Origin of the sequence: Nostoc commune NIES-4072 (genome assembly GCF_003113895.1) — a bacterium.
Lineage (GTDB): Bacteria > Cyanobacteriota > Cyanobacteriia > Cyanobacteriales > Nostocaceae > Nostoc > Nostoc commune.
This window is the reverse complement of the sequence record NZ_BDUD01000002.1, coordinates 704,507-730,512: the sequence shown is the minus strand read 5'-3', so window position 1 is coordinate 730,512 and position 26,006 is coordinate 704,507. Positions and strand designations below refer to the sequence as shown.

The following is a 26,006-nucleotide window of genomic DNA, read 5'->3' as shown; positions in this document are numbered from 1 at the left end:
CGAACACCCATAGCTTTCTCAAAAGCTTCCCATGTAATACACGGTTGATTTTTGTTTGGGTTTTTCTCTACAATATCCATGTATTACATCGATGCAGGACTTATGAAAAAGATGAAAAGGGATATTCAAGGATTCAAGGTAAGTTTACGCTGAAGAATGATGACTATCGTGAAGTACGTTCTTTGCGACTAACAGACGATACTTGGAAGAAATTAGGTATTGCCTCTGAATGCTTAGGATTAACCAGGGCAGATTATCTGGAGGAAATAATTCAAAGGGAACTTTTACCATGTAATACATGGAAAGGCTCAGAACCTCTTCCAAGTATTACACGGCAGGAGGTGGAATTAGAGAGACTAAAAGCACAAGTCCAAAATCTTCAAAAAGAAAATTCCGCACAGAGGGAACGCTCCGCCGTTACTTTTATTTATGACATTGTGGATTTTGATGCGATACGCGATCGCACTTTATTTGAATTAAAGTTGGGGCGGCAGGCTTCTGGTTATAAAACAGCGCAAAAAGCCTTAGATAAAATGATTGCAGAGCTAAAATTTTTGGTTGACAGTCTCTAAATCACTCAAAAAGCTATTTCTAAGACAAAATTCAACATCTTCCAGACATCGCGCTTCCTTTGTTGGCAATGTGAAGAAATATTTCGCCAACAGCATCATCATCAGAACAGAAAACCGGGTTAAGCTTAAAAGCCTTATTCGCTAAGGGTTTTCCCGATAACTAAGGTCATTGGCTTAAACTTATTATCGAGTCACTACTCAACGATAAAATAAGGATTTCAGCTTCTAAAAATGCTTGTATTACTCATGTAATATCTCTTAACCCGGTTTTCTGCGCGAATGCTACTCATACCCCTGTATACAGCCATACGAGGTCTTGCAACTTATGCTTAATATCGATTGCTGACTTGATCAAGATAAAGTCGTAATAGCCTCTATCTACTCCTACTCCAACATCTACAAATAATTCTCCTGGTTTCAAAAAGTCAATCAGAATAGGACATTGGTCGCTGTTTAAGAGATGAAGAAGATCCGTTTTTCGTTCAAATGGAATGCAAAACAAACTTATCTCAGATGAAGCATCCCCAAGCGTAGTCTTATGAAGTGAGATTAACTGCTCAAATGAGTTAAATTGGAATAAACCGGCCTCATCTTTATGCCTACTTTCCCAATCCGATGGAGGTACACTAGTACAGGCTCTAGCGCGAACAAAGCCTTTATCAACTGCTAAACCAGGTTCTTCTGCTTCAATTTCATATTCCCATTTGACAAAATCAAAATCCAGCCCTGTTAATTGTTTGGCCAAATCACGATAATAGTTTGGAATGGCGTAACAGGGCTTTTCTTCACATAGCTGCCAAACAAACCCGAGATAGACAGCCATTTCCTCCATATTATTATTATTAGACTCATCCACAAAAGATAAATGCTTGCTGTAAGTAGATTTGACGGATTTAGTTGAAGATAGCGATCGCTATCTGGGTCTACGATAAAATAGGCGTTTTCAGGCATTAAGGGACAAAAAATTAAAATTGGGGTGAAAAGTAAAAAAAGATGAAATCAGTTTAAGGAGAAAAAATTAAGTATTAATAGTTAAAGATACTAAGCGATTAAGTCGTAACCTGACCAGTCCACAAACTGTCATAATCACTTGGCTATATCGATGACGAGCTAGACGGAATCTATCACTGGCTACTCGAAATATTTTTACCCGACATATCATGTGTTCAACAGCAATTCTGCGTGACGATAGTTGTTTATTCTCTTGCTTTTGTAATTCCGAAATTTCTGTATTCTTTCGCTTTTTATGAGGGGTAGTAATGGCATCATCTCCAATATAGGCTTTATCTCCAAGAAACTTTTGTGAGGGTATAAATTTATTGCGGGTATCTCGGAATAGATTAATATCGCTCATTTTACCCAACATTCCCACACAGATATCTACAATATCTTCACCATTTGGTAGGATAATAAACTGGTTTTTTAAAGTATGCATTTTTTTCTTACCAGAGTAGTATCTTTTTTGTTCTTGATAGTCTATGGTCTCGGTATAGCTTGTTCTGCACTGTCAATGATTAATTCGTATTCTGACAGCATTCGCTGTAATTCTTGATATTTTTGACTGTCTGATTCAACTTCTTCTATTTGAGATGCTGGTAAAATCTCTCTCAATATATCTACCCAGTAATTAAACGCATCATTGGCTTTGGTTTTGGAAATGTCAAATAGTAAGCCTAAAATCTCAAAAATTGGTTTTTGTCTGAGGTAAACTAGACATAAGCATATTCCTTCTTTAGGTGAAATCTCTGGTTTGCGTCCACCTCCCTTTGCAATAACACGGACTTTATTTTTTTCAAGTTCCGCCTGTTTCTCTATATGCCTTTGCTCTGCTAATACTACCAATGCTAAAAACTGGTCATAATTAATTCCAATTAGACGTTTTGCTTCATGGGGATGTGATTCAATTCTTGCCAAAGGACTTGTCATATTCTCTACATATAATTTTCGCTCCGTTTTTCATTATCCCACTTTGTTTATATTAAGGATATGTCTATCGACGTTAAACTTGCTATATGGGGTTTGCGTTGTAGTCCATTCCTGAAAAAGCCCTGGCCAATTTTTGGTTACAATTGATTGATCGCTAGCTACATAAAGATATGTATGTAAGCCTTGATCAACAGTCATCTGAAACTGAAATGGAGTTTTCATAATTTGTACTCAGCATAAGAGCAAATTTGTTGTACCTCCTGTACTGGCAATATTAATTGCGAGTGTTTAAATCCACTAAATTTATTATCACCAACTAAAATTAATGTTGTCCCAGGTTTATCCATAGTAAATACCGTTATATAATACTTTTAACCTCATATGTTGTCACGTTTTGGCTCGTAATTGAGAACAATAATTCCACAGTCAAATGATGTAGCTTTTACTAATGTCATTGCTTTATCACTAGCAATTCAATCACTGCAAAGCTATAGCGTTCGCTGTTCTCAAGACAGAATATGGCAATGTTAGGGGAAACGTGAGTATTGAATTGCAGATGTTACACAAGCGTGATCGCTGTGTTGATTTTGGGAATTCTAAAATAGCATTTACTAAACACAGCCATGTTTAAAGGATTTGGTCGTAGTAAGAAAAAACCAGTGCTTGAGGACAACGAACTGACTACAGGTATTGTGCAGCATCCGATTACGAAACGTGGGCAGATTTGGATATCATTTACTGGTCATGATATACAGTGTGTCACTGTCCATAATCAGCGAGAGGAAGCTAATAGAGCGGCTAGACAGATGGCTTCGGCTTGGAGTCAGGGAAAATACAAAACCCAAGAAGAGGTATTTGATTATGGTGGGAGCCTTCTCTCGGAATTAGGTAAACAGGCATTAAGCGCAAGGAAGTAATTAGAGCGATGGCTACGCCAACATCTGCAACTAACACGCTACAGAGTATGCTCAATTGTATAAGATTGAGCAAGCTTTGGCATCAAAGTTGCAGCCCAACCAATAGCCAAGTTCGACTTAAAGAATGGTGCAGCAGGTAAATGTCCCATCGGAGCTTCCGTTTTAAAAATCAACTCAGAGTACTGACGCCAACGGTAGTTTAGCCGCCATCCCACTGCATCAGAAAACTTGCCGTAGTTCTGTTCTACATTCTTCCAGATGTAGCTTTGAACAGAAAACCCAAAACGCTCTTGACTATGCTTTACCCAGAGGTAATCAATAGTTTGTAGATCCAGTTGGGGAAATTTTGTAATGTCTGACTCTCGAAGCCAGCCTTCTTTGATGCGATCAGCTATTTTTAGCATCACTGCCCCAGTCTCGGAGTCAGCTTTTTGCCACTGCCCTCCTACAAGTAAGTCATGCAACAAAATATAGTCCACACCTACACTTCTGGGTAATTTATTTTATTCAGACATTTTTGCCTTTGTAAGAGCTTCATTAAAAATTAAGTTGTACCTCAGTTTAATTCTTCACTGATCTAAATATACACAACCAGCACAGAAATTAGATATGTTTGGTCAAATGTCCAGGAATTTTGCCTTTTAAACCTGTATTGATTAGGAATTGACATAGCTGGTGAAGTGTTGAAATTATATTCCGGATTAGACTGATGCAAGGAAGTGAGTATATAAAGAAGAGGATTACATTCGCAGATGGTTAACCAAATTACCGCCTTAGAATCCTGTTGGCATATTTCTCCTGGATGGGGTAAGGATATGCCTCCACTAGCAGTAGAAATGTTGGAAAAAGTTTTGTTGCCAATCTCAAACTTGTCAGGTTCTTGCCGTGGTGTTGAGTGGTCAGAACAAGAATGGATTTATGCAACTGTTTGCCAGAGTTAAACTCTCTACTTACCTGAGCAAGAATTTCATCCAACAAAGGGACTAAAAAAGTCCACTGTTTCTACTCCAGCTTTTAATCTGGGGGACATAGTTGAGGTTGATTTCGGTGAACAGCCGACACGCCGTATTATTCAAGGAATTTTTAGTCTCAAAGATAATTGGCTTTATGGGGTAGAGTGGCGCTCCCCAACTTTAGAAGAAGTGTCTACCCAAAGCAAAACAATATGGCTTGCTGATGTTGATCTAGTCAATGTTAGTGTATGACCAGTTGACACTAAAGAGCAGTACCAAGTTAACTAACAATTTGGGCTATTAATCTCAAGTTATTGGTTTTATTAGCTACTTTTAATTATTTATCTAGGCATCATAAAAAATAGAAAAATTTGAGTAGTGCAAGTTTAAAACTTGACAAATAAATTTAAGTTGTATTTGAGATAATGTTTTAGACAGTTAGGAAATAGCTGGCACTAAGGGTGAGGTCGCTAGAACCTTGAATGATCGCAATTAGTTCAGGACTAGTTTCATTCAGGAATAAGGCTGTACCTGTAGCCAAACCAGTTGGCGCTGCTCCCAAGCTATAGCTCGAGTTGGAGCCAGACAATTGCAGCGTATCTTCGGTGGCATTGAAATCAGCAATCAGAGCGTAGTCGCCCAGTCCCGAAGTACTAGTATTATTATCGCTGTAGAAGACACCGACAGTAATACCTAGCACAAACTGATCACTCCCAGCGCCGCCAGTCAAAAGGTCAACTTCAGCAACACCTCTTGCTGGTGTATCTGTTCCTGTGAGTATGTCGCCACCTTCATCTCCAAACAGGCGATCGCTTCCAGTGCCGCCGAAGGCAGAATCATTTCCACGTCCACCATAGAGAAGATCATTACCATCGTCCCCAAACACGGAATCGTCACCATCGCCACCTGTAATGTAGTCAATTCCTGCATTACCACGGATGGTATCATTGGCTGCACCACCCGCTTGTGTATCATTGTTAGCAGTACCCAGAAGATTTAGAGCAACAATAGCCAAATTATTTTTTGTGCTGGCATCGTTGTGCCCAGTAAATTCAGCATTGACTACTGTATTCAAGTTCAGGAGAATATCGTTGGACTGGGTAAAGCTATTGCCTTGGAGTAATTCTGTATAGAGAGTATTGGCATAACCGTGATTACCAGCAAAATTCCACTGTTCAGGCTGGAATAAGTCATTCCAGTTGGCATATACATCCAGGGTAGCCAATCGCTCATCATAGCCTAAAGCTTCACTAGTATGAATAGATACAACGCGATTAGCGTCGTTTGCATCTAAGCGATCGCTTGCGGCTTTATCTTCAAACTCAGGCCCTGCGGGGTCGAGTCCTACTATTTGAGCAAGAGAACGCCCTGTAGATTCACGATAGGTTGAACCAGTGAATCCAGCAATGTGCGCTCCCAGACTATGCCCGATCAGGTTGGTGTAAGTCGGATCTACGCCATTATTTATTAAGTAGGTAGCCAGCTGATTTCCAACATCGCGTGTTCGGGTGGCGGAAGTGGGATACCACAACGAACTAGCTCCTTCCTCCCAATCTAGGAGAATGATATTAGCATTAGACTCACGCTCTCGGATGGTTTGGGCTATGTTTTCCATCCAATCAGCAGCTTTGTAGTTATTACCTGCATTGCCACCAGTGCTTTGATAACCGTGAATAACGACATAAGTCGGTGCATCAGAACTAATATGCCCAGAACGGTTGATAGAACCGTTACCCCAAACATTAAAGTTGACTTCAACCATCTGAAAAATTCGGTAGTGGAAAATTTTTATTTCTTGAGGCGAAAATTATGTATTATCCTGTCAGATTTCTAGGTGGGATTTCCCCTCCTTAATAAAACATCTAGTCCACCAGGGAAGTTCTTTTGTACTACTCTAGTTATAAATATTACTTGTTATTGAGAACCCTCTTGAGGTAAAACACTATTGGACATAGTAACAATTGAAAAATATGTTGTTTTATATCCAGAAAAAATACACCTAATTTCTAATATTACTGGTGTCGATAAATTCAGAAATCAGTCTTTAGTCTCAAGTGGTTTCGGCTAAAGCAGAAAATTTTTGGTAAAGAAATCGTAAAACTTTTGACATTAAAAACTTTGGGTATGCCTGAATGAAATATAACCGTCCAAGGGGGTAAGTTCTTTTAAAACAAAGAGAACTCTTCGCGTTGAGGACAATCATTTGGCTAGTTTGGTAATTTATTCTGAGTGAAGGAAAGAGAATAATTAAGGTTACAGCAGCGCTAACATAGAATTTACTTCCATAAAAAGCTAAAGTATGCCCAAGACTTGGAATATAAAAATAGATAACTATTTTCAAGCCAATCCCAATTGCATTATCGCCACAGCCCGCGTAGACAGCTTCCCCATAGACCTTCCCTTAGAACCCAACATTCGGGAACCGAACCGCAAAAGCGCGACCTACAGACAAATCTTCGACTCCCTGACGACCGAACCCGAAAAATTCTTCTCTCGCCACAGTGGAATCGTTCTGTCAGCTAATATTGTTAAGCCCAACAGAAACAAAACTGAGCTAGAACTGGAAATTTTAGAAGCCTCGGAGGGCGGTAGCGATGGGATTATCAACGGTGGGCATACAGTTTTAGCTTTTGAGCAAGCGAAAAATTACAAATATGATTTAACCGAAGCTAGGGTAAAAATTACGATTCACATTGGACTGACTGAAGAATCAGCCAAAGACATAGCCCTGGCTTCAAATACCACAACGCCAGTAGATTCTCGCTCCAAAGTCAACGCTAGAGGTGATTACAAATTCATCAAGCAGTACTTAGCCCACTTAGAACAGAAGGAAAATAGAAAATTCCGCATCGCTTATTACCAAAACCAAAGCGGCGCTCCCAGAAACGCTCAGTGCAATGTCACCCATTTACTGAAACTGCTTTACTGCCTCGATAGAAATAGATACAACCCCGACGGCAATAAACGAACCAAACACCCAGCAGGAAGGGAGCAACGCGAAAAAGTGAGATCGGGGTTTAGTTCTCAATTACACCCCTATATTCTCAACAAAATCTGGTTTTTTAGTTGCGATCGCATCCTGAAACAAGCTATATACGTCCCAGATTTTAGCACCTCACAAAATCGCGTTGCTCCCCAGCAGGAATGAGTCTTCCAAGTAACATCACAGATGCAGAAAGGGAAAGATTAACGGCTTTACTGCCTCTCTTGACTCATGCTCTGTGGATAGAGCAAAGACTCTACGAAATAATCCAAGACTATATCAGCAACCCTAGAAGAAAGGGTGCTAACGATTTAGCATCAATTAATATACGTAAAACTACATTGTTGCCTGATAACAAATACTCTTTTGGGTTTGGTGCGCCAACTGATCTGGCACTACCGATAATCGCATCATATCGGGTATTTCTAGACAAGGAATATAAATAGATTATTCCTTTTGACGAATTCGCCGAAGATTTCCTGCAACACTTGTGGAATAACTACTTCCGCAAATACTTGGTGTCTGAGAAAACAGCAGGGAATACAGTCGGCACAAAAATCAGCCGCAATCAAGAGATTTGGGAAAGCTTGTATATTTCGGCGCAGAGTTATCTAAATCAGCACTTGATGCAAATGGTTAACTCTAACAAGGAAGAAGAATCGAAGGTTACACAAGGTACAAAAGGGCGTGTGCAAGCAGGTAAAAAATAATAGTACAAGGTTTCTATTGAGAGATTCCTTTTGGATGGGCAATAGCGTGTTTACCGAAAGACGGCGAAAAAGCCTGTCTTTCGGTAGATTATTTAGGTGACAAGGAATAATAAAATCCTAATTTTGTATTTTCACTATTTATTGAATGCGTTAAAAGTTTTTCATAAGGGATCAAAAATCTATTAATGCTGATGTAATCTTCAGGGGTTAGCAACTTACTGGAGCTTAAAGTATGTTGTAAGGCTCTAACTTGGCTAGTTCCCATAATATAATCTGGTTTCGCCAAAATATAGATAAAATCTGTTGTTTGAGAAAATTCAATTTTTTGAAGAATCTCATTGATTTGAGCATCTTCGTTGTTTGCTCTCTTGAAAGAAAAGCGATAATCGTCTATCTGCTGCTGCCAATATTTTTGTGAAAGTGAAATAATGGTTTTTGATAATTCCTCATGAGCAAATGGAATAATTATTTGAGCTTCAATCAAAGTATCATCTCTTTGCAATAAAGAAAAATTAAATTCAGATTTGCTGATTTCTAATAAATGTTTCATAGATATAAAGAAGTAAAGAAAGCGTCTAAAATATGAAGATTGCGTCTTGCTCCAGCAGTTGTGTTTGAGGTTACGACCATTGTATCAAGTGTCGAATCGTGGGGTATGAATTAGTTTTTACAGGCGTTAGGTACGCAAGGCAGTTCAGAACTAATAAAAATTTGACAAGTTTATCAGCGCTGATGTTACTGTCGATTCGCTAGATATATTGTGGCGTAATATAATGCTTATTGATAATATTTCAGCGTACTTAATTTTGTAAAAGTGAGGATTTAATCCAGGATTTTAAAGTTTATTTTAACTGGAACTTGCGTGTCTCTAAAGCTCAAGATTCTCTTGTGCGGAATGCCAAAATCTAGCGATACTGACCCGCTTTTTCTCCTCTTCAACCCTGTAGACAACACGATATGGTTTAAGAATAAGCTGACGAATATTAGGGTCGTCAAACTCAGGTACTTTCTGACCAATGAATGGAAATTGACTTAACTCCCTACTTTTTTCGAGGAGTTGCTGACCCAATTTCCTTGCAGCTTCAGCATTGCTTAAGGCAATATACCTGACAATTGCTTCTAAATCCCCTACAGCTTTGGGAGAAAGAACTACTTGGTAGTCCATGCTTCAATCATCTGTTCAACAGATTCAATTGAGACAAAATTTCCTTGGTCAATCTCTTCTAAACCCTCTTTTACAGCCGCGATAAACTCAATTTCTCTAACAATCTCACGCAGAGACACATTTGGCGGCAAGCGCTTCACAAGTTCAAGGACTGTTTCTCTATCGCTCATAGCAGTTTTTGCTTCTATGAAAATGACTACTGTAATCTTAACTCATAGGTTCACCTTGTAGCTTTTCTTTTAGCTAGACAAATAACTTTGATAATGTTTTCCGACCCGCTTGTTGAGAAAGACTTTATCCTAATCTGACTGGCAAGCAGTAAATCTATCTATTAAACTGGAATTAAATCAGACATTTTATCAAACAGAATTCAGGAGTCAGGAGCCAGAATGGGCTAAACGCCCCGCTTCCGCTAACAGAATTGAATTCTGTGCGACTGGTAGATGAATAAACGTGTTTAAAATCTCATCGTCTGCACGGTGTCTACAATTGGTTGGGGTCTGAATCCCCAATGGACATTGATTCTGACTCCTGAATTCTCACTTCTGAATTCTTCTTCATGAATCCTGTTGAATCTAATCCTTAATCTTCACCTTATCCTGAAAATCGGGGCAGATTTCACCCTGATACCCATGAGGATAGATCCCACAAACTAGCAAGTTTTCCCCATACTTCTGACCATGATAGTTATCGCAACCTATGCAAGCTGCTGGTCTAGGTTCTTCATCATAAAAATCAAAGTCTTCACCCCAATCCTCTTCAGGCATTAACTTAGCATTACAGTTAGGGCAATATTCAACATCCCGCCCTTTGTCATCAACAAGGCAGGTGGTAAGTTTCCAAAAATCATTTGCAAACTCCTCAAAACGAGGATAGCTGCATGAGCATACAATTATTTCTTCATTAGTTTCACTATCGGAATGTGCCGATAAATATTCTGGAGAAATTTTCCAATCCTGTTGTTTAGAAATATTTGAGGGATGACCACAAAAATCTATATCCCAAAGCTTTTGTTCATGAAACACTCTCACTCCAAAAGATGTATAGTCATGAGCCAGATTTTCGACTTCACAATAATTCTTGGCTGATTGATAGTCAAAGTCTCGTTTGCTAACTCTTAAACCTATCTCACGAGGATAAGTCTGAATTACCAAATACTCGCCTTCATAAAATGGATTAAAATTTGTGGAGATTCTTTCGTTTAAAAATAAAAAATCTGTGGATGTGTCCATACTTAAGTTCCTTAATAATTTTTCTCATTTAATGATTTTGTAGCTGAATTATTACGACTTTTTGACTCACTCCAAACAACAAATACTAGACCGAAGCAAGCAGTTGAGCCTACTACAAATCCCGATGGACGACCACCAGTTAGCAATAGCATTATTAGAAAAATAATACCGACCTGAGCCGTTTGCTTAACTAATGAACTGAGGCTATAAATTGAACTTTTCATAAAAAATAATGCGGTAACTCGTGTATTTTTTTCACTGGCTGTCTAGAATAGAAATTGTACAATCGTCCTTATACTTAATAAAGATGATCGCAAATCGTCCTCATATCAACGATTTAATTAATAAAGTTGTAGTTGCTGATCCATATTATCGATTAGCACTTTGAAACGTTGACAACTGCTAAAATCCGCTCAACTGCTTCTGCGATAGTTAAGCCATTCGTCAGAACATGAATGTTCTGGTCAATTTCAGCTTGAGTAATGGCTTGCAAACCTATCAACGCTTGCATTTTGCGTTGAGTCATTAACAACCTACTTGAATACCTTTCTGGCTTGTGTTCTAGGTAATAAGGCAGATGAACATCACAGTCTTTTGCTAATTGTTCGAGCAGCAAAGTTTTAAAAGTTTCGATCTTCATGGATTTCCTCTTGAATTCCCAATTTTTGTTAAATATTGATAAATTTGAACAACCAAATATTTTTGATTACCCCTGTATGCTTAAATCAATCACGTCTAAAATATCGGGTAGCCATCGAACGTGTTCAACAATCTTGCCATGAGTTCGTGCTTTGTCTCGTGTGACTACGCCCCACTGCTTACCTTCATCGGTTAAATGCCAAATGTTTTTTCGCTTCTGTTTGCCCTGCGTATCAGTCTTAATCTCGACTTCTTTGCGTTGTAGCCCAGCAAACTCCAGAACTTGATTAACGACTTGTGGACTGACTGGTTTTGGTAGTCCATTACGTTGGGCATATATTTTGCCCAATTCAGTCGGGGGCAAGTGCCTGTCGTGAGTCGCTTCAATTTCCTGAATTGCTCCGACCAACTCTTGTGCCATCGGAGCTATTTCGGGACACAGCGCTTGTACACCTCGGAGAATAGTGATGGTTTGGAGTTCCGCGCTGAGGCGAGTGCCAGCAAGCACTTTTTGTCCAAAGCTGACGAGTTCATCAAGCGTGGGTTTGGCGTTATGTTGTTGGGTTGGCTTGGGCATTTCATACTTGCCAGTGCGCCGCAGGGATGGAAGGACTTCATGGAATACCCACCGTTGGAATCGTTTAGCAACAGGTTTACGAGATTTGAAGATTAGGCGATAAAGCCCTGCTTCAGTCACAGTAAGCATTTCTTGTCCTTGAGGGTTGTCATCACCAGGGGTATAGACATTAGCTAGACCCCTCTCGTCTTCATCGAAAGAACCTAACGCATCACTTGGGTTCTTAATTTCAAGAATTGCACAGACATCGGCCGCGACCCATTCTGGTTTCTCTGGTGTACCGACGAACCGGATTTCTTGAGACTCAAACACAAAAATTGATAAGTCTGACATAAGTAAAATTTTTCCAAAATTGATTAAATACGGGTTAACGCAAGAAAGCAAAATTTAATTCGTAGACATATAGCTTTAATGAAAGTTTGATGATTATCTAATCCACCCCTTTGTACCCAGACTTGATGGTAATGAACTGAGGTACGGCTGCTACTTCTACCGTAGTAATTCTGATGGCAACGAGAGCATACCCCTACACAATCCCAGCCGGGAATTTCGTAACCAGATACGCTTGCAACAGGGAAATGCAGTAAAAAAATTCCCAAAAAGCGGCGCAAGAAAGAGCGCTTATATTTGATGTGATGTACAACAGTAGCGCGTCCGTGCCAGGGATTATTAGTGCAGCGCGGTTGCAGCTTATAGACACGACGGCAAGTTATTGACCAGTTACTAGGGTATTCAAATAAAGTTAAGGATTTACGCATTATGGGTTTACGCATTATGTGAGTTGAATTGGTTCAATAATTAATCGTAAAGATTCAGAATGTACCGACAATAAAGGTATGCCATAGCGGTGACGAAAAGTTAAGAATTGATTGCATATTTTTCTCCAAATTTTAATTTTGATTACTATCGCAGCCGTCGAATTTGTATTTAAGATGTGAATTCTGAAGCAATCTTTCAATTCCTTTTCGGATAAGCTCTGGTGGAACTCCATCTAATTTCAACTCGCTTTGAATAAACTCATCAATGGAACTGGCTTTCGTCTTCTCCAAAAGCGCCAACATCTGTTGAGCTTGGGTTGTTGATGTGCAAGACTCCTTAGTTTCAGCTTGAGAGGTTTGCTTATTACTTGGTGCAGAGTCAATAAAGTTTTTGGTATCCCGGTCATAACCAGAAAAATTCTTTAACAGAGGCATTGGTATCCATTCATTGATGCCGCCGTAATAAACTGCTCGACCGACTGGTGATTGTGCAGCAACCTCCATTACTTGGGTTGAGGTAATCTTGCGATCGCTGGGGATGAGTTGAGTGGCAATCATGGCATTGTAAGCTGGGACGTTATCAGGATGAACCAACGCCACAGACGTTAACTGCGATCGCAGTCCGCCAGAAATTCCCAAGTCATCCGTGTGGGGATTTTGCACGACAATCCAGAAATGCCAACCGGAACTATCACCGCAAGAACAGTAAGAGATGATTTTGTCTTTGAGCCAGCCAATTTCACCCTTGGTATTTTTAAATTTGGAACAAACAGCCGTACCTTCATCCAAAATGATCAGCTTGGAGCCAGAGATATTTTGAAATTCGGTAAAGCATTCTTTGACCCATTTGACAGCTTCGACCGGAGACATTTCTAGGATTTTAGCCCGTTTAAAAGTATCGACACGACCTTTGAAATAACCGGTTTCTTTCTCGTCACCTTTGGGGTCAATATAAAAGATGTGTATGCCAGGATGCAGCCGCTTAATAGCATCGATTGCATTGCTAATGGTGATGCCCTTGCCAGAACCAGGGACACCAACCCACAGCATATTGGTAACTTTCTTAGCAATATGCCCAATTAGGTCATACTGCACTTGGGGTTTAGTGGTGTAGATGGAGATATCGGTATTGACTGGAGGGGAAGAAGCACTTTGCACCTTAGCAGAAGGTATGGGAGAAATTTCCCCTGCGCTCTGCCCCGTTTCCTCTACAAACCTTGCTCCCACAGCATGATTCGGTAATTGAGCAAATCGAGCTTGTGGGATACCAAGATTTTGCGGTTGTATCGCCTCTTGAATAACTGTTACTTGTTGGTAGTTAACTCGTGGGTCAATTGTCACTTGCGCTAAATGCCCGGACAATTGCTCACGGGTGGGAAACTGCCCACGTAGCTGAATAAACCAATCAAGTAACCAACGGTAAGCGTAAAATCTTTTTCCTGGCTCAACGGCGCTCAAGTATTCACACACCACATGAGATGATTGCTTGAGCATGGCAAACTCATACTTAGACATTGGCTCCAGATGCAGCATCAAGTCAGCCAGTTCATTTTTGCAGGCATTGTATTCATCCCTGGCAACACTATCTCCCATTGCCGAGAGGAATTCAAAAAAGCCACCACGTATAAAAGGAATTGGTGCAAATTGATGGGTATCGTTTAAGTCCTGAACAATTGACCATAAATAACCAACACCAGCTACGACTGCACCGATGGGAGCAAGTGGAGAAGTGGCATAACAAACAGCACCAGTCGCCGCCGTTGCTAAAGTAATAAACTTCGCCAGATTCATGCCATTACGCTCATCTTTAGCGCGGACTAATAACTGATCTTGACGCTCCTGTAACCAAGAGGCGGTATTCCCAGCTTCCAAATACTCAATGCTGGGGTAATCGTCACGTAAAAGTGCCGTTTCTTTTGTACCGAGCATTGGTATTTGTTGCTGCATCTCTCTCATCCTAGTGAAGTCTTGTAGTGTGGGTCGCAGGGGGGCAGGGTGCAGGGTGCAGGGGGGAGTAATTAACGCTTTATAATCCAAGGGGATGGATTGTTGATGATTGTGACTAAAATGCTTAGAATTCGGTTATATGTAGAGTAAAGCTCTCTAGCTGTTTCAGCATTAAGGTAATTACATTTCACAGCAAACTTCAACCAGGTTTGAGTTTCTGCGGCCTCTGCCTCACAATCATTTAATTTAGCTACAAATGCTGCTTCATACCTCCGTTTTCTCCATGCCTCCGCCATATTTGCACAGACCGAGCGTGAGGATCTACGAATTTGATCAGTTAGTGAATACCTTTCCTCGACTGGGAAAGTTTTAGAAAGCTCAAAAATTCGCATAGCTACATCAAATGCCATTTTATAAACTTCTAAATCTTCGTGACTCTTTATAGGCTGTTTTTCCATCTCCCCTGCTCCCTGCTCCCCTGCCTTACTTAGTAAGTTTCCAAATGCTGTAACCAATCTCGCCTGCCATCATTGAAGCTACGTTGTAAGCAAAGCAAGCCAAGATCACACCAGGGTTCGTGTAGCGAAAGGGATTACGACCAACGAAGGTAGTAGTCAAATCCAAAACCCAGAAAAATAGTGCGATCGCTCCACCTGTATGACGTTCTTTCATGCCAGCAGCTTTATAATCACCCCACAATGCCACTGTCAGGTCGATATTGCCATTCGGTTTACTGCCGAGTGTGTATTGTTTTGATTCCTCAAACTCGTTCTTGGCCTGTTGTGGGTCTTTACCACGTAAGGTTCGAGCTTCCATCACTTGAACAAGTGCAGAGATACCGAAGCTAATCCAAAACAAGGGATTAACTAGGAGTTGTAACCAACCGAACCAACCAATCCATTCTGTTTCAAACCAGGGAAAAATCGGTTTTCCCTGGAATAAAACTTGCCAGATGCTATCAGTAGAAAGCAGTGTACCAATCCAGAAACCAATTGCACCAACAAGCTTGTATCCGGGTGTGCCTGGGGTAACGAATTGGGCAATGATATGTGAGATAAAGATGACTGGCAGTGAGATTAATGCCACAATCCACCGAGCTAATAATTCTAAGTAGTCACTCCCTCCTTTTTTCGGTTCTTTTTGTGGTGATGATTCTGGTTTTGGTTGGGAATTAGATTTGTTTGGAGTGAGATATTTCATAAATCAATTGGATGAATCTTTAAATAGTGGCGAATTCTTACAAGCATTTTTGAACCGATATTTCCATTTCCATTGCCTCTGTTCAATTCGCCCAATACATAAACCAGTTGAGTCATACACAAAAACTGTCTCATCTTCTAAATAACCTGTAATATCAGGTCTAGGGTTACGTTTTTTCGAGTCTAAATAGTTCCTGATTCGTAACTTACTGAATGAGGGCGTAACTCCAAGAGAGTTAATTTTGTCGGCGGTCGCTGCCCTTTGCTCGGCTTTAATGCGTTCTAGTTCTTCAGACTCACGAATCGTAATGCCGTGAGAGTAAGTTTTGAATTGGGCTGGCAGTTGTGATAACCAAGGACTTGCGATTAACCCCATGCCCAATAATCCCAACATCGCTTGCTTCTGGTATTTCATTGTCACTCAACCGGAATATTTTACGGTTGTTGCCCGTCGATAGTTTGTGTTGTCTGGGGTGGTGGTGCATTAGCAACACGAATGTAAACAGACAGCCCAATACAAATTAATAAAAAAATAATTGAGAATCCGAAAAGATTCTGCTCAAAGAACTTGCGCCATTTTAAGCTGGAGATTGGAATTTCTCGCTCAACAAAGAGCGTGTCAAATTTTTCAGATCCTGAATTGTCGCAGGTCGTGTAGACTTTTTTTCTGATGTTGGCACTCCTAATTCGTCTAAAAATGCTTTCGGGTCAAAACCAACAGTTGTACCAGTCGTGAGGGTTTGAACTTGTTGCTTAATCTCATCCCCAGTCTTTAACCCGTACTCTTGGGTAATTTGTTGCCTGATTTCGGGATTTTTGGCCAACTGATAAATAAACGCTATTTCATCAAAACCTTGCTCTGTGCGTCGCTGTAATGAACGAGCATCAAGTTCACTCGTGATTTCATCGAACAATTCTTGCTCAAACTCATGAACTGCCAGCGCTTGGGCAACAGTCTTACCTGCCACAATGTCCAAGAACGCTTTAAAAGTTTCCCGACTGACTCCAACAAATTGTAATTGTTCAGTGGCCATGTCTATTGCATGAGTCTGTATATTCGCCAAATTGCTGCTACCTCCTAACAGCTTCGATTTGTCGAGGGTTGCTTGCGCTAGATTGAACAACTTTTCTAAGCGATCGCTGATTTCTACAGGAAATTCTTCTGCATTTGGATCAACTGTTGAGTCTGAAGTGGCAAGTTGTTCTAATCCAGCGATGATTTGTCCAGGACTATAACTAGCACTTAATAGCTCAAACAATTCTGCGCGAGTAAATGTGTTATCCGACATGATGTGTCTCTCCTAATACAAGTGATGTAAATCTCAGTTGTTCTTTTTCAAATTCGGCACGGGTGTACTCGTCTTTTTTGGCTTCGATGATGATCTCAACAAAAGCCTTTTTATCAACCCCTTGAGTTATATCAGAGAACAATTCCCCAATCTTACCGATGATCCATACTTGATAAGGTGTAATTGGTGGCGCACGTAATTTTTTTTCTTGGGTCAAAGTCTTCATTCTCACAAGTATTAATCTATACTCTGGAATGATTGGCGCGACCTCTGCCCATCGTTCTAGTGTGCGGTAGCAAATGCCTAAAATCTTCGCGGCTTTTGCTTTTGACATTGGTAAAACTAAAGGATTTACCCCTGATTTACTTGGTTGATAGCTAAAAAGTTGTTTTCTCCACTCTGATTTCATTAAGAATGTCAAATCCGTATCAACAGTTTCAAAAAGTTAGTCAATATCTGTGTCACACCCGTATCAATATTGATGTCAACGTTAATATCAATATTGATGTCAATATGAATATCAATATTGATATCAATGTTGATATTCATAAGCATTGTTCTGTAACTGTCAATTGACTATTTATTGACCTTGCCCTTTTATAATAAAAAACCCACCTTAATATGGGTAGTGTCTGTGTGACCTTTTTTGATTTAAAAAGCGCTTAAATATAAATCTAATAAACCAAAATGATTTAAGACAGATTCTTTTGGTTGTTGGTAACGACTACTATGCTCGTCAGCCAACCAGTGCTTAAGAGTTTCTGGTGGATAATCGCTTAGTTCATGAATCTCGGACACCGATAATCCGTGCTTCAATTTAAATTCTTTAGGATGAATCCGTTTCACCTTTAATAAGTGTTTGTTTGACATAATGCAATTACTTATAAAATCTTTCATTCGATGCGTTTTGATGCAGTGATACCGAAGGCACAATTTTTGTACCTTCGGTAAAAAGCAAGCAGACCATGAGAGGAATGGCACGCTTGATAAGCTGAAACTTCCTTGCTGGCAGGGTGTGGGAGGAGTGGGAGGTGTGGGAGGTGTGGGAGGTGTGGGAGGTGTGGGAGGTGTGGGAGGACGGGGAAGAAGTCTTACCCCCCACACTCCCCACACTCCCCCCTCTCCCCCCTCTCCCCACACTCCCCCACACTCCCCACACTCAAAAGCAAGTTCTATCAGGGCTTTGCGATTAACTTAGTGCCATTCCCCTTTACCCCGCCAAGTTCACTTGGCGAACTTCTAGAGTAGCACAAATATATTATCTATACCCCTGTAGATAAGATATTATTTAGGGAAGGTTTTTTAACAAAAACATCTAACTATAGGGGTATAGTTATATATAAATCTCCTTATGATCAGAAAATGCCTAAGAAAACTACACCAAAAATGGTTCAAATCGCAGTTTCTATTCCAGAACCGTTGTATGAAGCAGCAAAACGGATTCAAGCAATGGAAGGATGGAATGAGTCAGAAATGCATCGACTGTTTTGGGAAAAAGGATTTGCGCTTCACGTTCAGGGAACTCTTGCCCGTCATCAATTGGGTTTGATTTCTTCTGAAGCAGAAAGTCTAAGCGAGTGATGAGGGAGCTTCGGTAGCAAGGGAGAAAAGAGAATTATCTGAGAGTAATTCTTCTCCTCCTGCTATCGAACCTCCTCCTACTTCCCTGCCTCTTTTTCTTCAAGAAGCCTTTCTTTGTTTGACTAGCACCAAACGCAAGTACTGCCGACAAGCTGCTTCTCCCCGATAAATCAAAATCCTCAGCGCCTCTATTTCCTGCATCGGAGAAACACAGATTTCGGCGATGGCACTAATCAAATTCTGTTGCGATCGCACATAATTTTGATGCTGCTGCTCCAACTCTTGAATCTTGGAGTTTAGCTGCTGTATCTGTCGCAATGCTTGAGTTAAGGACGATTCTTTGTTTTGAGAGCGATTATCCAGAGTGAATGTCATGTTGTTGCTCCTCAATAATTTAAATTGTTGTTCATAATTCCAATAGAGGCATTTATTGGCGTTGTTTTTTTGGTGGTTCGTGCTTCGATAACAAAGAAGAGAAGTCGTAAATCGTTACTGTTGGTTTTGGTTCTGGTTCTGGTTTTGGTTTCGACTCTATCACGAGTTCAGGACTACCCAACCCAACTGCATTTTTAATTTCCTGCTCCATGTTTAGATTCTCCTTGTGGATTAACTTGCTCCACCTCATTAATTGCGTCTACTACTTCTCCCAAAATATTGAAAGCATCGTTTAACATTACATGATTTGATGTAGAGAAGTACTCAGACGATTGAATTTTACGATAATCCTTACTACTCCCTACAAGCCGCAATGTATATTGACAACCTTGCAAGATAGTCCGAATCTCTGATGTAGTTAATTTGATTTCCATTGCTGTTCCTCCTAAAATTTGTCCCGTTGAATACTGAAACTCGCGCCAATCAAAGCGCTGCCCAAGAAGCCTGAAAAACTAACTAACATCATCCCCAAACAAATGTTCTTCTGATGCTGCCAATATTGAGAACTTGTAGCAATCTCCATACAAGAGCAACCTGTTGCCCCTACTCCTGCAAATCCGGTAAAAAGTAGAGAGATAATTGCAGTTGTTTCTATGATGCGGTCGATGAAAATCCTGGGGTTGAATCTTTTTCGAGTCCGGCGACGAAGAACCAATTTACTCTTGTGGTCTAATTGAGATTGGTAAACAACTTGTTTGTGATTAGTCATTTTGAATTCTCCATTTCAACAAAAAATCCCGCGCCAGTATTCTTAATCTTTACCAACTTTTGATTGACCAATGTTTGAATCACCCCCAGACTAAATTTGATACTGCACAATCGAGCGCTACCTCCGCAACGACGGAGATACTGTAGGCAGAGTGAGGACTGGTCAGTAGAGGTAGGGTAAGTGGATTTTCTCGGCATAATCTTGACTATGACTCTATGATTTCTAAATGATATGCATTGAAAAAAATTCCTTCACCAGGCGGCATATCTGGGAAATGAACGCAAACCATGCCGTGTGCTGAATACTGGATGACTGTACCTGTTTGCCCTAACCGTGGGTCTTTTTCTGTCAGTGCTTTAATAACTTTGACAACTGAATTAATTGGTGGGAGATTGGACATTTTTAATCTTTTATTAGTCAGCTTGTTATCAATTAGTAATTTGAGTTTTCGCCGATACCATATTGCCATTTTAGAAAACTGACGGGAGTACAGATTTCCTGCCAATCACAAGCTCCCATTGGTGCATTCCAATCCTGTCGGTATTCCTCTCCAAAATACCCCAGTCCCCAATGCCAATCGTCATATTCCGGCTCCGATTCCCATCCAAACCAGAGAGCAACATTCACTTTAATCAGGTACAAAAACTTAATCATCCATCCGCCACTGTAATCAGAAATACAGCACTTCCCGCTATTATGCAATACAGTTTTCCCCTTGCCCATCTCATTTCATAGCTTTCAGCTTTAAAGATGTACCTCATAGCTGTCGGAAGTGCTGTAAAATCGTAAAAGTCTCCTAGAAAGCGTTCATTTGTTAATGCAATTAAATCCATTCTTGACCAAAGATTCATCTTTTGAAGTTCCTTTTTAATTTGAAGTATGATTTCTCTTTTCAATTGAGTTCAGGTAATTGTGCAAGCGCTCCCTCCATCCATGCTTGAATTGCTTCCATCTCAGAAACACCTCGCAATACAGCATCGATTACGTGTTTCTCATAAGAATTAACAGCATGATTCGGGTGTCCAAACTTATTCCCAGCCCAAGCTAAACACATAGTTTTTACTAATTCATCAATTTGAAGAGAATCAAGCTCACTCGGACTGGTAACATTTCGAGAATGCAGCCACTCTTTGACTAAATCCAACGGATAATTTAAAAGTGTGCGAACTTCTTTGACTCGCAAATCTTTTGGGTTGATTGATGGTGGAGTTACAGCTTGTTTTGTTGGCTGGACTCTATACTGTTGATTGTCTTTGCGGGGTCTAATGTTATTCTGTGGTTGTTCAGGCTTTTGAGGAGCATTTGCGCTTTCTGCATCATCATCTTCATCTGCTGTGACTGATAAAATCGCACAAACCGCATATCGACGAGCGTAGGTCAAAGCTGCACCCAATTTCTGAGAATCACTTATTTCAGGAAGAGGATAAGTACTAGCGATGCTCTCTCCAGATTCATGAAAAATATGAGTCCGTAGTGTTGTTTTACCTTCAAAGATTTCAGTAGTTTGAATTATTACTAATCCATGTTTACCAAGCGCAGGAGTGACAGCATCTAATACGGCATCTAGTGTTGCATATTTGCGCTTGTAGTGAGGATTAGTACCGTCTTTTTGAATGGGGTTAAACTCTGCCTTTGCTTTGATTAAAGCTTTGATTAGTTCTTGCATTAGTCAATTCCAAACTCTTACCAATCGTTTTCATTGATATCGCCAGACACTTTTTTGCTAGATTTAGCCTTATTTATTTGAAACTCTGAGGCTTTTAACAGTGACCAGTTATCAGTTATCAGTTATCAGTTATCAGTTATCAGTTATCAGTAGAGAGTGATGTATTTTTCTTGGGTTGAAGTCCCCGACTCAAATTGTGATAACTGGTAACTGGTAACTGATAACTGATTTAGCACAGGCATTGCCGCAAGTTTGACTGAAGCTTTGGCTTGGTGATAGAGGAATTGGGTTATCCCATCAGCGTCTTCTCCATCTTCAACTTGCGCCCATAAAGAACAACCCAGTTCTAGGGATTCATAGTCACCGAGATTGAATTTTCTTGAGTAGCTAACAGATACAGTTGTGAATTTCATTTTGTTTGGGGTTACTAAATTTTGGTTGTTAATTCTCTTCGCTAGTATCAATCATCTCAATGCTGAGTCTTTGACATAAATCTCCAGCTTTTACACCAATAACTCCTGGTTGAATTTCAGTAGATAATTCCTCAATTATTGAATGAAAGCCAGGGTCTTTATCATTGATTTCTATCTCCATCAAACCTGCATTATTCGATATAACAGTTGCCCAACTTGGTAAAGTTTGAGGAATACTGGTTGCATAGAGTTTCATGATTTTGATTCCTGATTAAACTTGACTTCAACAATTTCTTCTACACACCCCATCGCCTCAGCCAAATAGTGCAGAACATCACCCAAGTGAGTCGCTGCTTCTGGGTCAATCTTCTTGTTAGCAATCAACAAAAGCCAATTTTCATCTTGAGCGATTGCCTGAATCTTCTGGTAGCAAGAGTTGAATTCTCGTAATATCTCTATGGGTGACATTGGTATATCCGATGAGTTGTGTTGTTCTATTCCGATAAACTGAGAATTTGATTTTGCTTTTTACTTTTTACTTTTTACTTTATAGGTGGGTCTTACTGCCCACCTGTTTTTTACGCTGCAACCAAATCTCTAGTTTCTGGAACGTACCTCTTTAGCCGCTCCCACTCGTCACTTGTCAGCGAATCAAATTCCTTATCTAGCAACTCTTCTTCCGTGGGCGGTTCTTCTTTAGTTGCTGTAAAGTAGCCTGCCATCGTCATAAATTCGTCTAGTCCGGCGGCGGCATCAACCGACTTGGCGTATCGAATCTTATCTACAGCATTGGACCAGTGGGTGATGTGTTGAAATATTAACCCAATCATCGAATCGCCTTTGTACACTCGATAGTTTCTGGGGCAGGCTCCATTAACGTAAACCAGTTTGTAGCCAGGGATTTCCATGACCTCTGCGTTTAGATCTGTTGGAGGTAAAAGAATTTTCTCTCTTGGATTATCCGACTGGGCTTCTTGAAGAGGAAATGGGCTAATCATATTTGGTGTGCCATCATGATTTCGATTGTCTAAATTTCGGTTGAATGGCGATTGCTTTTCTCTTGGACTGCGATCGCCTTTTTGACTTCAGGGATTTTTTACACCTGTGCGTTCGGATCTGCTAGAGGACGCATAATTTTCAGTTGATGGTTATCGAAACCCGAATCTTGAAGTGTGGGGTTATCTGCTGTACTTTGTGCCATTATTGTGTTTGCTTAGGAATTACCTTGTTGGCGATTGCAATTCTTTTGGTGTGCAATCGCCTTTCTCACTTCCAGCAACTTACGCCGCTACTGCCGCTCGTACTCCCAACAACGCAATCACATCTTTGGCACTGCCAGCAACCCGATTTACTCCGTACTGTCTTGGTCTTGCGTACCACGCTTCTTGATTGCACCCGACGAAGCCGACAAAATGCCCGTCTTGGTAAAGTTTGGTGCTGAATGATACCCAGTTAATCTCACCGTAGTACAGACCAAAAACAGTGCAGGCTTCCTCTAATTCATCGCTCAGGCGCTCGTTCCGTTCTAGTGCTGTTTCTGGCAGAGTCGCTTTGACCTCTGCAACTCTTTTTGCGAACCAGTCTCGGTCAAAAGGCAAGCAGCTACCGTTTACGAAGCGCACCCATACCGTAATCCCGCCTTCGATCCAGATGGTGCGAACTGATTCGGGTTCGACCTCGATAATCTCGCCAATGATGCGGCGATCTCTGCTGGTGAGAGGATCTTGGGTTGGGGCTACAGCTTCGGCTTGGGTTTCGAGGTGGCTGTATAGTTCTGCTTGAGCTAGGGCTTGCTCGTCTTTGAAGGGAGTATCTGCAATTATTGTTTGATTGAGTTTGAAACTTGAGGGTGCTTGTTGTGTGTAAACGGATTGCGTCATAATAAGAATCTCCTGCCTCTACACGGGGTTAGGTTTTTACAGAGGGTGATCACAAACTTTGGACGGGGAGTGATCACCTTTTGATCTGAGCAAATAAAAGCTGATTTGTGAAACCGCTTTATTTATTCCATATATCTAAGATACTATTTTGTTAATACTTTTGTCAATACGTTGTTAATACGAGTAGGTGATGTATGTCCTGGAAGTTGATAAGCTATGTTTATACACTTGCTAATACAACTTGCTATTGATAGCGTGTAAGTTGAAAGTTATAAACAACGAGAATTGAGATGGCAGCAGACAAACAGATAATTATTAGGATCTCTGAAGACAAAAAAGAGGCTTTTATGAATAAAGCCAAAGCTAGCAATACTTCTGTATCCAAGTTGCTAATGGATTTTATTGATTCTTATTTAGCTGAAAAGCCAGTAAATGAGCTTGATCCAGAGTTAGTAAAGCTGAAATCAGAAGTCGCCGAAATGAAGCAGCAGTTTATGCAGTGGCAACAACAGCAGTACGAAATGTTGGGGGAATCCGCCGCCTGAGAGAAGAGAATAGTACTCTCAGGCAATGGCGAGAGCAAGTTACTAAGGCAATAAGCGACAAACCAGCTAGGGAAACTTAGCTGGTTTGTTTTTTGATAGGTTGATTTGTATTAACAATTTTGCTAATGTTAATACATTGATCCTAATCCGGCTTATTTTCGGAGTCCAAATGGTTTCAACAATACAAAATCCCCTGTCCACAATGGGGGCAAATTCTGTTCGCCTATATAAGCGGCTAACAATAAGTCAAAAACGCCGTAAAAGACTGGATCTAATTGCCAAGTATGGTTGGCGGTGCTTCTGGTGCAACAGTGTCATAATCCCAAACACGCTGACTATGTTTTTTGCCTGTATATACAGCATATAAAGGTTAAACAATGCTGACACTAGACTGTTCCGAAACAACCTCAGCCATTGACTACAGCAATCTCAACATCAGCATTCAGGAAACCTTCGCCGCCATAGACCGATTTGAGTGGCAGGTATCGGATGAACTGCGGTTGATGCGAGATAACAAATATTACCGAGATGGTACATATACTAGCTTTGAAGACTACTGCGAAAAGGAATTGACCAAACACGGGGGATATCGCAAGGTTAAAGATTTATTTGCAGCAAAGCGAGTGGTTGAAACTTTACCTGAAGATTTGAGAGGCAAGATCACTAAACCATCTCAAACCCGATCCCTACTCCGTCTGGTAAAAACACCTGACAAGCTTCAAGAAGCTGTTGCGATCGCAGCCAAAGAAAAACCCTTCCCAACTGCCGCCGATTTTGCTAAAGCAGTACAACAGGTTGCACCAACAGCTAAAAAAACTACAAAAAGCGAAAGAAGTCAAACGCAATTGTGTAAATCAGTCAGGATTTCATCACAATCACACCCTCGCTATGGCGAATCGGGATTGATTGAGGCAGACGCACCAAACAACTATCAGCAGATTGTTACCTTCAGCGATAGTGAGAGACTGCTGGTAAACAATAGTGATTTAGCTGATGACGCAATTGTGTCCGAATCGAGTGATCGGACTTACCCAAAACAATATTCTGAGGCCATCGCCCAAATCAAAGAGCAACACCAGCAGGAGTTAGAGCGCTTACAGCAAGAGTTGAGAATTGGGCTACAGTCAGAAGCCACAGCCAGAGCCGAAGAACAAGTAAGTGAGCAGATCCAATCTCTGCAACAACTCTTTAAACAACAAAAAGAAGAAAATATCCAGTTACAGCAACGGCTTTCTGAAATGGAAGGGTTGAGAAAGCTGGAGATTGAGAATCAGCTACTCCAACAACGTATCCAAGAATTAGAAAACGCTGTTGAACAACGCCCTTCTCAACAGTGGGGGAATACCATGACCCAGCAGGCAACCAAAGCGTTAAATAAGCAGGTAAAGCAAGCACTGGAGAAGACAATTGATCTGCGATCGCTAGCTGTTGAACCCCCCAAGGAAAATGCCCAGGAATGCTTACGGTTGATGGGGATGGCTTTGAAGAATCTCGCCAGTGCCATGAACAATACCCAAGCGCTCGAAGCTGCGGCAATCATTCTGGGGAGTGAACCAACACCAACTGCGATCGCCTATCGAGCCGAGCAATTGGAAATGTTACCCCAGGCAGTTAGTGATATTCAGTAGACCGAAAAGTTTTGCGATCGCTCTGAAAAACAGATTCTAAATCAGACTTTTGTTTAATTAACTGTATGAAAGGATACAGATTTTTGTTATTTTGGGAAAATTTAATTGATAACAAAAGCTAATAGATAAACTCCAGATCCCTGGGGTCAACGGTGTATTACTTGGTGCAAGGGCTTTGTTCGACTATCGTTTAGTTCGCTCCCTGAGATTAATCGAGGTTTCAACCGTTGGCTTTGGGTATTGCAGCGAACGTACAGGCAAAACGGGAGCAACGCGAAAAAG

General features: G+C 40.7%; 38 protein-coding genes and 2 pseudogenes. 8 read left to right on the top strand and 32 right to left on the bottom strand.

What is annotated here, in order from left to right; genetic code table 11:
* Positions 1–131 precede the first annotated feature (131 nt).
* Positions 132–572, top strand: a complete 441-nt coding sequence (locus CDC33_RS35845) for a hypothetical protein (protein ID WP_109013385.1) — start codon at positions 132–134, stop codon at positions 570–572.
* A 286-nt stretch (positions 573–858) separates the two neighbouring features.
* Here the strand turns inward: CDC33_RS35845 and CDC33_RS35840 are convergent, their stop codons facing one another.
* The 3 genes from CDC33_RS35840 to CDC33_RS40985 all read right to left on the bottom strand — a co-directional run bounded on the left by CDC33_RS35840 (position 859) and on the right by CDC33_RS40985 (position 2,498).
* On the bottom strand, positions 859–1,428 hold the full coding sequence (locus CDC33_RS35840) for a hypothetical protein (RefSeq protein WP_146195926.1): 570 nt from the start codon (positions 1,426–1,428) through the stop codon (positions 859–861).
* Positions 1,429–1,590: 162 nt separating this feature from the next.
* Positions 1,591–2,007, bottom strand: a complete 417-nt coding sequence (locus CDC33_RS40990; RefSeq protein ID WP_244919540.1) for a transposase family protein — start codon at positions 2,005–2,007, stop codon at positions 1,591–1,593.
* Positions 2,008–2,048: 41 nt separating this feature from the next.
* Entirely contained in the window at positions 2,049–2,498 is a 450-nt protein-coding gene (locus CDC33_RS40985) for a helix-turn-helix domain-containing protein (RefSeq protein WP_244919539.1), read from the bottom strand.
* Between the two features lie 623 nt (positions 2,499–3,121).
* Here CDC33_RS40985 and CDC33_RS35825 point away from each other — a divergent pair.
* Positions 3,122–3,415, top strand: a complete 294-nt coding sequence (locus CDC33_RS35825) for a hypothetical protein (protein WP_109013269.1) — start codon at positions 3,122–3,124, stop codon at positions 3,413–3,415.
* A 38-nt stretch (positions 3,416–3,453) separates the two neighbouring features.
* Here the strand turns inward: CDC33_RS35825 and CDC33_RS35820 are convergent, their stop codons facing one another.
* A complete protein-coding gene (locus CDC33_RS35820; RefSeq protein ID WP_109013268.1) occupies positions 3,454–3,894 on the bottom strand; it encodes a GUN4 domain-containing protein in 441 nt (146 codons plus the stop codon).
* 273 nt (positions 3,895–4,167) lie between these two features.
* Between CDC33_RS35820 and CDC33_RS35815 the strand changes: the two are divergent.
* Positions 4,168–4,620 (top strand): annotated as a pseudogene (locus CDC33_RS35815) (DUF1392 family protein).
* Positions 4,621–4,798: 178 nt separating this feature from the next.
* Here CDC33_RS35815 and CDC33_RS35810 read toward each other — a convergent pair.
* Entirely contained in the window at positions 4,799–6,130 is a 1,332-nt protein-coding gene (locus CDC33_RS35810) for an alpha/beta hydrolase family protein (protein ID WP_109013267.1), read from the bottom strand.
* Positions 6,131–6,667: 537 nt separating this feature from the next.
* Between CDC33_RS35810 and CDC33_RS35805 the strand changes: the two genes are divergently transcribed.
* Together CDC33_RS35805 and CDC33_RS35800 are read left to right on the top strand one after the other, a co-directional pair.
* Positions 6,668–7,516, top strand: a complete 849-nt coding sequence (locus tag CDC33_RS35805; RefSeq protein ID WP_280524475.1) for an AIPR family protein — start codon at positions 6,668–6,670, stop codon at positions 7,514–7,516.
* Positions 7,504–8,061, top strand: a pseudogene (locus CDC33_RS35800) (AIPR family protein); the annotation flags it as partial. The gene CDC33_RS35805 and the pseudogene CDC33_RS35800, both read left to right, overlap by 13 nt.
* Positions 8,062–8,149: 88 nt before the next feature.
* Here CDC33_RS35800 and CDC33_RS35795 read toward each other — a convergent pair.
* From CDC33_RS35795 to CDC33_RS35730, 15 genes are all read right to left on the bottom strand, one after another.
* Entirely contained in the window at positions 8,150–8,611 is a 462-nt protein-coding gene (locus CDC33_RS35795; protein ID WP_109013266.1) for a hypothetical protein, read from the bottom strand.
* A 318-nt stretch (positions 8,612–8,929) separates the two neighbouring features.
* Positions 8,930–9,226 carry a type II toxin-antitoxin system RelE/ParE family toxin gene (locus CDC33_RS35790; protein WP_109013265.1) on the bottom strand — a complete coding sequence of 99 codons (297 nt, stop codon included), beginning with the start codon at positions 9,224–9,226 and terminating at the stop codon, positions 8,930–8,932.
* The gene (locus CDC33_RS35785) at positions 9,211–9,396 is read right to left on the bottom strand and encodes a hypothetical protein (RefSeq protein WP_109013264.1); all 186 of its coding nucleotides are present in this window, start codon (positions 9,394–9,396) and stop codon (positions 9,211–9,213) included. The genes CDC33_RS35790 and CDC33_RS35785 overlap by 16 nt, the downstream gene beginning before the upstream one ends.
* A gap of 405 nt (positions 9,397–9,801) precedes the next feature.
* Positions 9,802–10,458, bottom strand: coding sequence for a hypothetical protein (locus tag CDC33_RS35780; RefSeq protein WP_109013263.1), 657 nt, complete (start codon positions 10,456–10,458; stop codon positions 9,802–9,804).
* Between the two features lie 376 nt (positions 10,459–10,834).
* Positions 10,835–11,098: a hypothetical protein gene (locus tag CDC33_RS35770; RefSeq protein WP_109013261.1), complete on the bottom strand. Its 264-nt coding sequence runs from the start codon at positions 11,096–11,098 to the stop codon at positions 10,835–10,837.
* A 66-nt stretch (positions 11,099–11,164) separates the two neighbouring features.
* Positions 11,165–12,007: a BRO-N domain-containing protein gene (locus tag CDC33_RS35765; protein WP_109013260.1), complete on the bottom strand. Its 843-nt coding sequence runs from the start codon at positions 12,005–12,007 to the stop codon at positions 11,165–11,167.
* Between the two features lie 23 nt (positions 12,008–12,030).
* Complete coding sequence (locus CDC33_RS38080) at positions 12,031–12,432, bottom strand: hypothetical protein (protein ID WP_146195925.1); 402 nt, start codon at positions 12,430–12,432, stop codon at positions 12,031–12,033.
* Positions 12,433–12,564: 132 nt separating this feature from the next.
* Entirely contained in the window at positions 12,565–14,379 is a 1,815-nt protein-coding gene (locus CDC33_RS35760; protein ID WP_109013384.1) for a hypothetical protein, read from the bottom strand.
* 71 nt (positions 14,380–14,450) lie between these two features.
* Positions 14,451–14,837 (bottom strand): four helix bundle protein, encoded by a 387-nt coding sequence (locus tag CDC33_RS35755; protein WP_109013383.1) that lies wholly within the window; start codon positions 14,835–14,837, stop codon positions 14,451–14,453.
* 25 nt (positions 14,838–14,862) lie between these two features.
* On the bottom strand, positions 14,863–15,579 hold the full coding sequence (locus CDC33_RS35750; protein ID WP_109013259.1) for a hypothetical protein: 717 nt from the start codon (positions 15,577–15,579) through the stop codon (positions 14,863–14,865).
* Between the two features lie 3 nt (positions 15,580–15,582).
* Entirely contained in the window at positions 15,583–15,993 is a 411-nt protein-coding gene (locus tag CDC33_RS35745; protein WP_109013258.1) for a hypothetical protein, read from the bottom strand.
* A 163-nt stretch (positions 15,994–16,156) separates the two neighbouring features.
* The gene (locus tag CDC33_RS35740) at positions 16,157–16,867 is read right to left on the bottom strand and encodes a hypothetical protein (RefSeq protein ID WP_109013257.1); all 711 of its coding nucleotides are present in this window, start codon (positions 16,865–16,867) and stop codon (positions 16,157–16,159) included.
* Positions 16,857–17,276 (bottom strand): hypothetical protein, encoded by a 420-nt coding sequence (locus CDC33_RS35735; RefSeq protein WP_109013256.1) that lies wholly within the window; start codon positions 17,274–17,276, stop codon positions 16,857–16,859. The genes CDC33_RS35740 and CDC33_RS35735 overlap by 11 nt, the downstream gene beginning before the upstream one ends.
* Positions 17,277–17,284: 8 nt before the next feature.
* Positions 17,285–17,416, bottom strand: coding sequence for a hypothetical protein (locus tag CDC33_RS41485; RefSeq protein WP_280524474.1), 132 nt, complete (start codon positions 17,414–17,416; stop codon positions 17,285–17,287).
* Between the two features lie 102 nt (positions 17,417–17,518).
* Positions 17,519–17,737, bottom strand: a complete 219-nt coding sequence (locus CDC33_RS35730) for a hypothetical protein (protein ID WP_100903457.1) — start codon at positions 17,735–17,737, stop codon at positions 17,519–17,521.
* A gap of 492 nt (positions 17,738–18,229) precedes the next feature.
* On the opposite strand from CDC33_RS35730, the gene CDC33_RS35720 reads away from it, so the two are divergent.
* Positions 18,230–18,448 carry a hypothetical protein gene (locus CDC33_RS35720; protein WP_109013253.1) on the top strand — a complete coding sequence of 73 codons (219 nt, stop codon included), beginning with the start codon at positions 18,230–18,232 and terminating at the stop codon, positions 18,446–18,448.
* Positions 18,449–18,547: 99 nt separating this feature from the next.
* On the opposite strand, the gene CDC33_RS35715 is transcribed toward CDC33_RS35720, so the two are convergent.
* The 12 genes from CDC33_RS35715 to CDC33_RS35655 form a co-directional block, all read right to left on the bottom strand.
* Positions 18,548–18,823, bottom strand: a complete 276-nt coding sequence (locus tag CDC33_RS35715; RefSeq protein ID WP_109013252.1) for a hypothetical protein — start codon at positions 18,821–18,823, stop codon at positions 18,548–18,550.
* Positions 18,824–18,875: 52 nt separating this feature from the next.
* Positions 18,876–19,034: a hypothetical protein gene (locus CDC33_RS39630; RefSeq protein ID WP_181374348.1), complete on the bottom strand. Its 159-nt coding sequence runs from the start codon at positions 19,032–19,034 to the stop codon at positions 18,876–18,878.
* Positions 19,018–19,257, bottom strand: a complete 240-nt coding sequence (locus CDC33_RS35710; RefSeq protein ID WP_181374347.1) for a hypothetical protein — start codon at positions 19,255–19,257, stop codon at positions 19,018–19,020. The genes CDC33_RS39630 and CDC33_RS35710 overlap by 17 nt, the downstream gene beginning before the upstream one ends.
* 11 nt (positions 19,258–19,268) lie before the next feature.
* Positions 19,269–19,592, bottom strand: a complete 324-nt coding sequence (locus tag CDC33_RS35705) for a hypothetical protein (RefSeq protein ID WP_109013251.1) — start codon at positions 19,590–19,592, stop codon at positions 19,269–19,271.
* Positions 19,593–19,797: 205 nt separating this feature from the next.
* A complete protein-coding gene (locus CDC33_RS35695; RefSeq protein ID WP_109013249.1) occupies positions 19,798–19,992 on the bottom strand; it encodes a hypothetical protein in 195 nt (64 codons plus the stop codon).
* A gap of 32 nt (positions 19,993–20,024) precedes the next feature.
* On the bottom strand, positions 20,025–20,315 hold the full coding sequence (locus tag CDC33_RS35690; protein ID WP_181374346.1) for a hypothetical protein: 291 nt from the start codon (positions 20,313–20,315) through the stop codon (positions 20,025–20,027).
* 169 nt (positions 20,316–20,484) lie between these two features.
* Positions 20,485–21,258, bottom strand: coding sequence for an ERF family protein (locus CDC33_RS35680; protein ID WP_109013246.1), 774 nt, complete (start codon positions 21,256–21,258; stop codon positions 20,485–20,487).
* 146 nt (positions 21,259–21,404) lie between these two features.
* On the bottom strand, positions 21,405–21,671 hold the full coding sequence (locus CDC33_RS35675; protein WP_109013245.1) for a hypothetical protein: 267 nt from the start codon (positions 21,669–21,671) through the stop codon (positions 21,405–21,407).
* Positions 21,672–21,699: 28 nt separating this feature from the next.
* The gene (locus CDC33_RS35670) at positions 21,700–21,927 is read right to left on the bottom strand and encodes a hypothetical protein (RefSeq protein WP_109013244.1); all 228 of its coding nucleotides are present in this window, start codon (positions 21,925–21,927) and stop codon (positions 21,700–21,702) included.
* Positions 21,924–22,139, bottom strand: coding sequence for a hypothetical protein (locus CDC33_RS35665; RefSeq protein ID WP_109013243.1), 216 nt, complete (start codon positions 22,137–22,139; stop codon positions 21,924–21,926). The genes CDC33_RS35670 and CDC33_RS35665 overlap by 4 nt, the downstream gene beginning before the upstream one ends.
* A gap of 110 nt (positions 22,140–22,249) precedes the next feature.
* Entirely contained in the window at positions 22,250–22,579 is a 330-nt protein-coding gene (locus CDC33_RS35660; protein WP_181374345.1) for a hypothetical protein, read from the bottom strand.
* A gap of 372 nt (positions 22,580–22,951) precedes the next feature.
* Positions 22,952–23,551, bottom strand: coding sequence for a hypothetical protein (locus CDC33_RS35655; protein WP_109013242.1), 600 nt, complete (start codon positions 23,549–23,551; stop codon positions 22,952–22,954).
* 290 nt (positions 23,552–23,841) lie between these two features.
* On the opposite strand from CDC33_RS35655, the gene CDC33_RS35650 reads away from it, so the two are divergent.
* Both CDC33_RS35650 and CDC33_RS35645 read left to right on the top strand, forming a co-directional pair.
* Positions 23,842–24,096, top strand: a complete 255-nt coding sequence (locus CDC33_RS35650) for a hypothetical protein (protein WP_109013241.1) — start codon at positions 23,842–23,844, stop codon at positions 24,094–24,096.
* A gap of 377 nt (positions 24,097–24,473) precedes the next feature.
* Entirely contained in the window at positions 24,474–25,724 is a 1,251-nt protein-coding gene (locus CDC33_RS35645; RefSeq protein ID WP_369694414.1) for a hypothetical protein, read from the top strand.
* The last annotated feature ends 282 nt before the right edge of the window (positions 25,725–26,006 follow it).

Bases quoted from the DNA above. Each gene is read 5' to 3' on its own strand.
- CDC33_RS35750 (WP_109013259.1), bottom strand. From the start codon at position 15,579: ATGAAATATCTCACTCCAAACAAATCTAATTCCCAACCAAAACCAGAA.
- CDC33_RS35730 (WP_100903457.1), bottom strand. From the start codon at position 17,737: ATGTCAAACAAACACTTATTAAAGGTGAAACGGATTCATCCTAAAGAA.
- CDC33_RS35670 (WP_109013244.1), bottom strand. From the start codon at position 21,927: ATGAAACTCTATGCAACCAGTATTCCTCAAACTTTACCAAGTTGGGCA.
- CDC33_RS35805 (WP_280524475.1), top strand. From the start codon at position 6,668: ATGCCCAAGACTTGGAATATAAAAATAGATAACTATTTTCAAGCCAAT.
- CDC33_RS35695 (WP_109013249.1), bottom strand. From the start codon at position 19,992: ATGTCCAATCTCCCACCAATTAATTCAGTTGTCAAAGTTATTAAAGCA.
- CDC33_RS35785 (WP_109013264.1), bottom strand. From the start codon at position 9,396: ATGAGCGATAGAGAAACAGTCCTTGAACTTGTGAAGCGCTTGCCGCCA.
- CDC33_RS35825 (WP_109013269.1), top strand. From the start codon at position 3,122: ATGTTTAAAGGATTTGGTCGTAGTAAGAAAAAACCAGTGCTTGAGGAC.
- CDC33_RS35715 (WP_109013252.1), bottom strand. From the start codon at position 18,823: ATGACATTCACTCTGGATAATCGCTCTCAAAACAAAGAATCGTCCTTA.
- CDC33_RS41485 (WP_280524474.1), bottom strand. From the start codon at position 17,416: ATGAATATCAACATTGATATCAATATTGATATTCATATTGACATCAAT.
- CDC33_RS40985 (WP_244919539.1), bottom strand. From the start codon at position 2,498: ATGACAAGTCCTTTGGCAAGAATTGAATCACATCCCCATGAAGCAAAA.
- CDC33_RS35680 (WP_109013246.1), bottom strand. From the start codon at position 21,258: ATGCAAGAACTAATCAAAGCTTTAATCAAAGCAAAGGCAGAGTTTAAC.
- CDC33_RS35735 (WP_109013256.1), bottom strand. From the start codon at position 17,276: ATGAAATCAGAGTGGAGAAAACAACTTTTTAGCTATCAACCAAGTAAA.
- CDC33_RS35675 (WP_109013245.1), bottom strand. From the start codon at position 21,671: ATGAAATTCACAACTGTATCTGTTAGCTACTCAAGAAAATTCAATCTC.
- CDC33_RS35645 (WP_369694414.1), top strand. From the start codon at position 24,474: ATGCTGACACTAGACTGTTCCGAAACAACCTCAGCCATTGACTACAGC.
- CDC33_RS35690 (WP_181374346.1), bottom strand. From the start codon at position 20,315: ATGGGCAAGGGGAAAACTGTATTGCATAATAGCGGGAAGTGCTGTATT.
- CDC33_RS35765 (WP_109013260.1), bottom strand. From the start codon at position 12,007: ATGTCAGACTTATCAATTTTTGTGTTTGAGTCTCAAGAAATCCGGTTC.
- CDC33_RS40990 (WP_244919540.1), bottom strand. From the start codon at position 2,007: ATGCATACTTTAAAAAACCAGTTTATTATCCTACCAAATGGTGAAGAT.
- CDC33_RS35745 (WP_109013258.1), bottom strand. From the start codon at position 15,993: ATGAAATACCAGAAGCAAGCGATGTTGGGATTATTGGGCATGGGGTTA.
- CDC33_RS38080 (WP_146195925.1), bottom strand. From the start codon at position 12,432: ATGCGTAAATCCTTAACTTTATTTGAATACCCTAGTAACTGGTCAATA.
- CDC33_RS35760 (WP_109013384.1), bottom strand. From the start codon at position 14,379: ATGCAGCAACAAATACCAATGCTCGGTACAAAAGAAACGGCACTTTTA.
- CDC33_RS35780 (WP_109013263.1), bottom strand. From the start codon at position 10,458: ATGGACACATCCACAGATTTTTTATTTTTAAACGAAAGAATCTCCACA.
- CDC33_RS35790 (WP_109013265.1), bottom strand. From the start codon at position 9,226: ATGGACTACCAAGTAGTTCTTTCTCCCAAAGCTGTAGGGGATTTAGAA.
- CDC33_RS35755 (WP_109013383.1), bottom strand. From the start codon at position 14,837: ATGGAAAAACAGCCTATAAAGAGTCACGAAGATTTAGAAGTTTATAAA.
- CDC33_RS35795 (WP_109013266.1), bottom strand. From the start codon at position 8,611: ATGAAACATTTATTAGAAATCAGCAAATCTGAATTTAATTTTTCTTTA.
- CDC33_RS35770 (WP_109013261.1), bottom strand. From the start codon at position 11,098: ATGAAGATCGAAACTTTTAAAACTTTGCTGCTCGAACAATTAGCAAAA.
- CDC33_RS39630 (WP_181374348.1), bottom strand. From the start codon at position 19,034: ATGGAGCAGGAAATTAAAAATGCAGTTGGGTTGGGTAGTCCTGAACTC.
- CDC33_RS35710 (WP_181374347.1), bottom strand. From the start codon at position 19,257: ATGGAAATCAAATTAACTACATCAGAGATTCGGACTATCTTGCAAGGT.
- CDC33_RS35665 (WP_109013243.1), bottom strand. From the start codon at position 22,139: ATGTCACCCATAGAGATATTACGAGAATTCAACTCTTGCTACCAGAAG.
- CDC33_RS35810 (WP_109013267.1), bottom strand. From the start codon at position 6,130: ATGGTTGAAGTCAACTTTAATGTTTGGGGTAACGGTTCTATCAACCGT.
- CDC33_RS35650 (WP_109013241.1), top strand. From the start codon at position 23,842: ATGGCAGCAGACAAACAGATAATTATTAGGATCTCTGAAGACAAAAAA.
- CDC33_RS35655 (WP_109013242.1), bottom strand. From the start codon at position 23,551: ATGACGCAATCCGTTTACACACAACAAGCACCCTCAAGTTTCAAACTC.
- CDC33_RS35720 (WP_109013253.1), top strand. From the start codon at position 18,230: ATGCCTAAGAAAACTACACCAAAAATGGTTCAAATCGCAGTTTCTATT.
- CDC33_RS35705 (WP_109013251.1), bottom strand. From the start codon at position 19,592: ATGACTAATCACAAACAAGTTGTTTACCAATCTCAATTAGACCACAAG.
- CDC33_RS35660 (WP_181374345.1), bottom strand. From the start codon at position 22,579: ATGGAAATCCCTGGCTACAAACTGGTTTACGTTAATGGAGCCTGCCCC.
- CDC33_RS35740 (WP_109013257.1), bottom strand. From the start codon at position 16,867: ATGTCGGATAACACATTTACTCGCGCAGAATTGTTTGAGCTATTAAGT.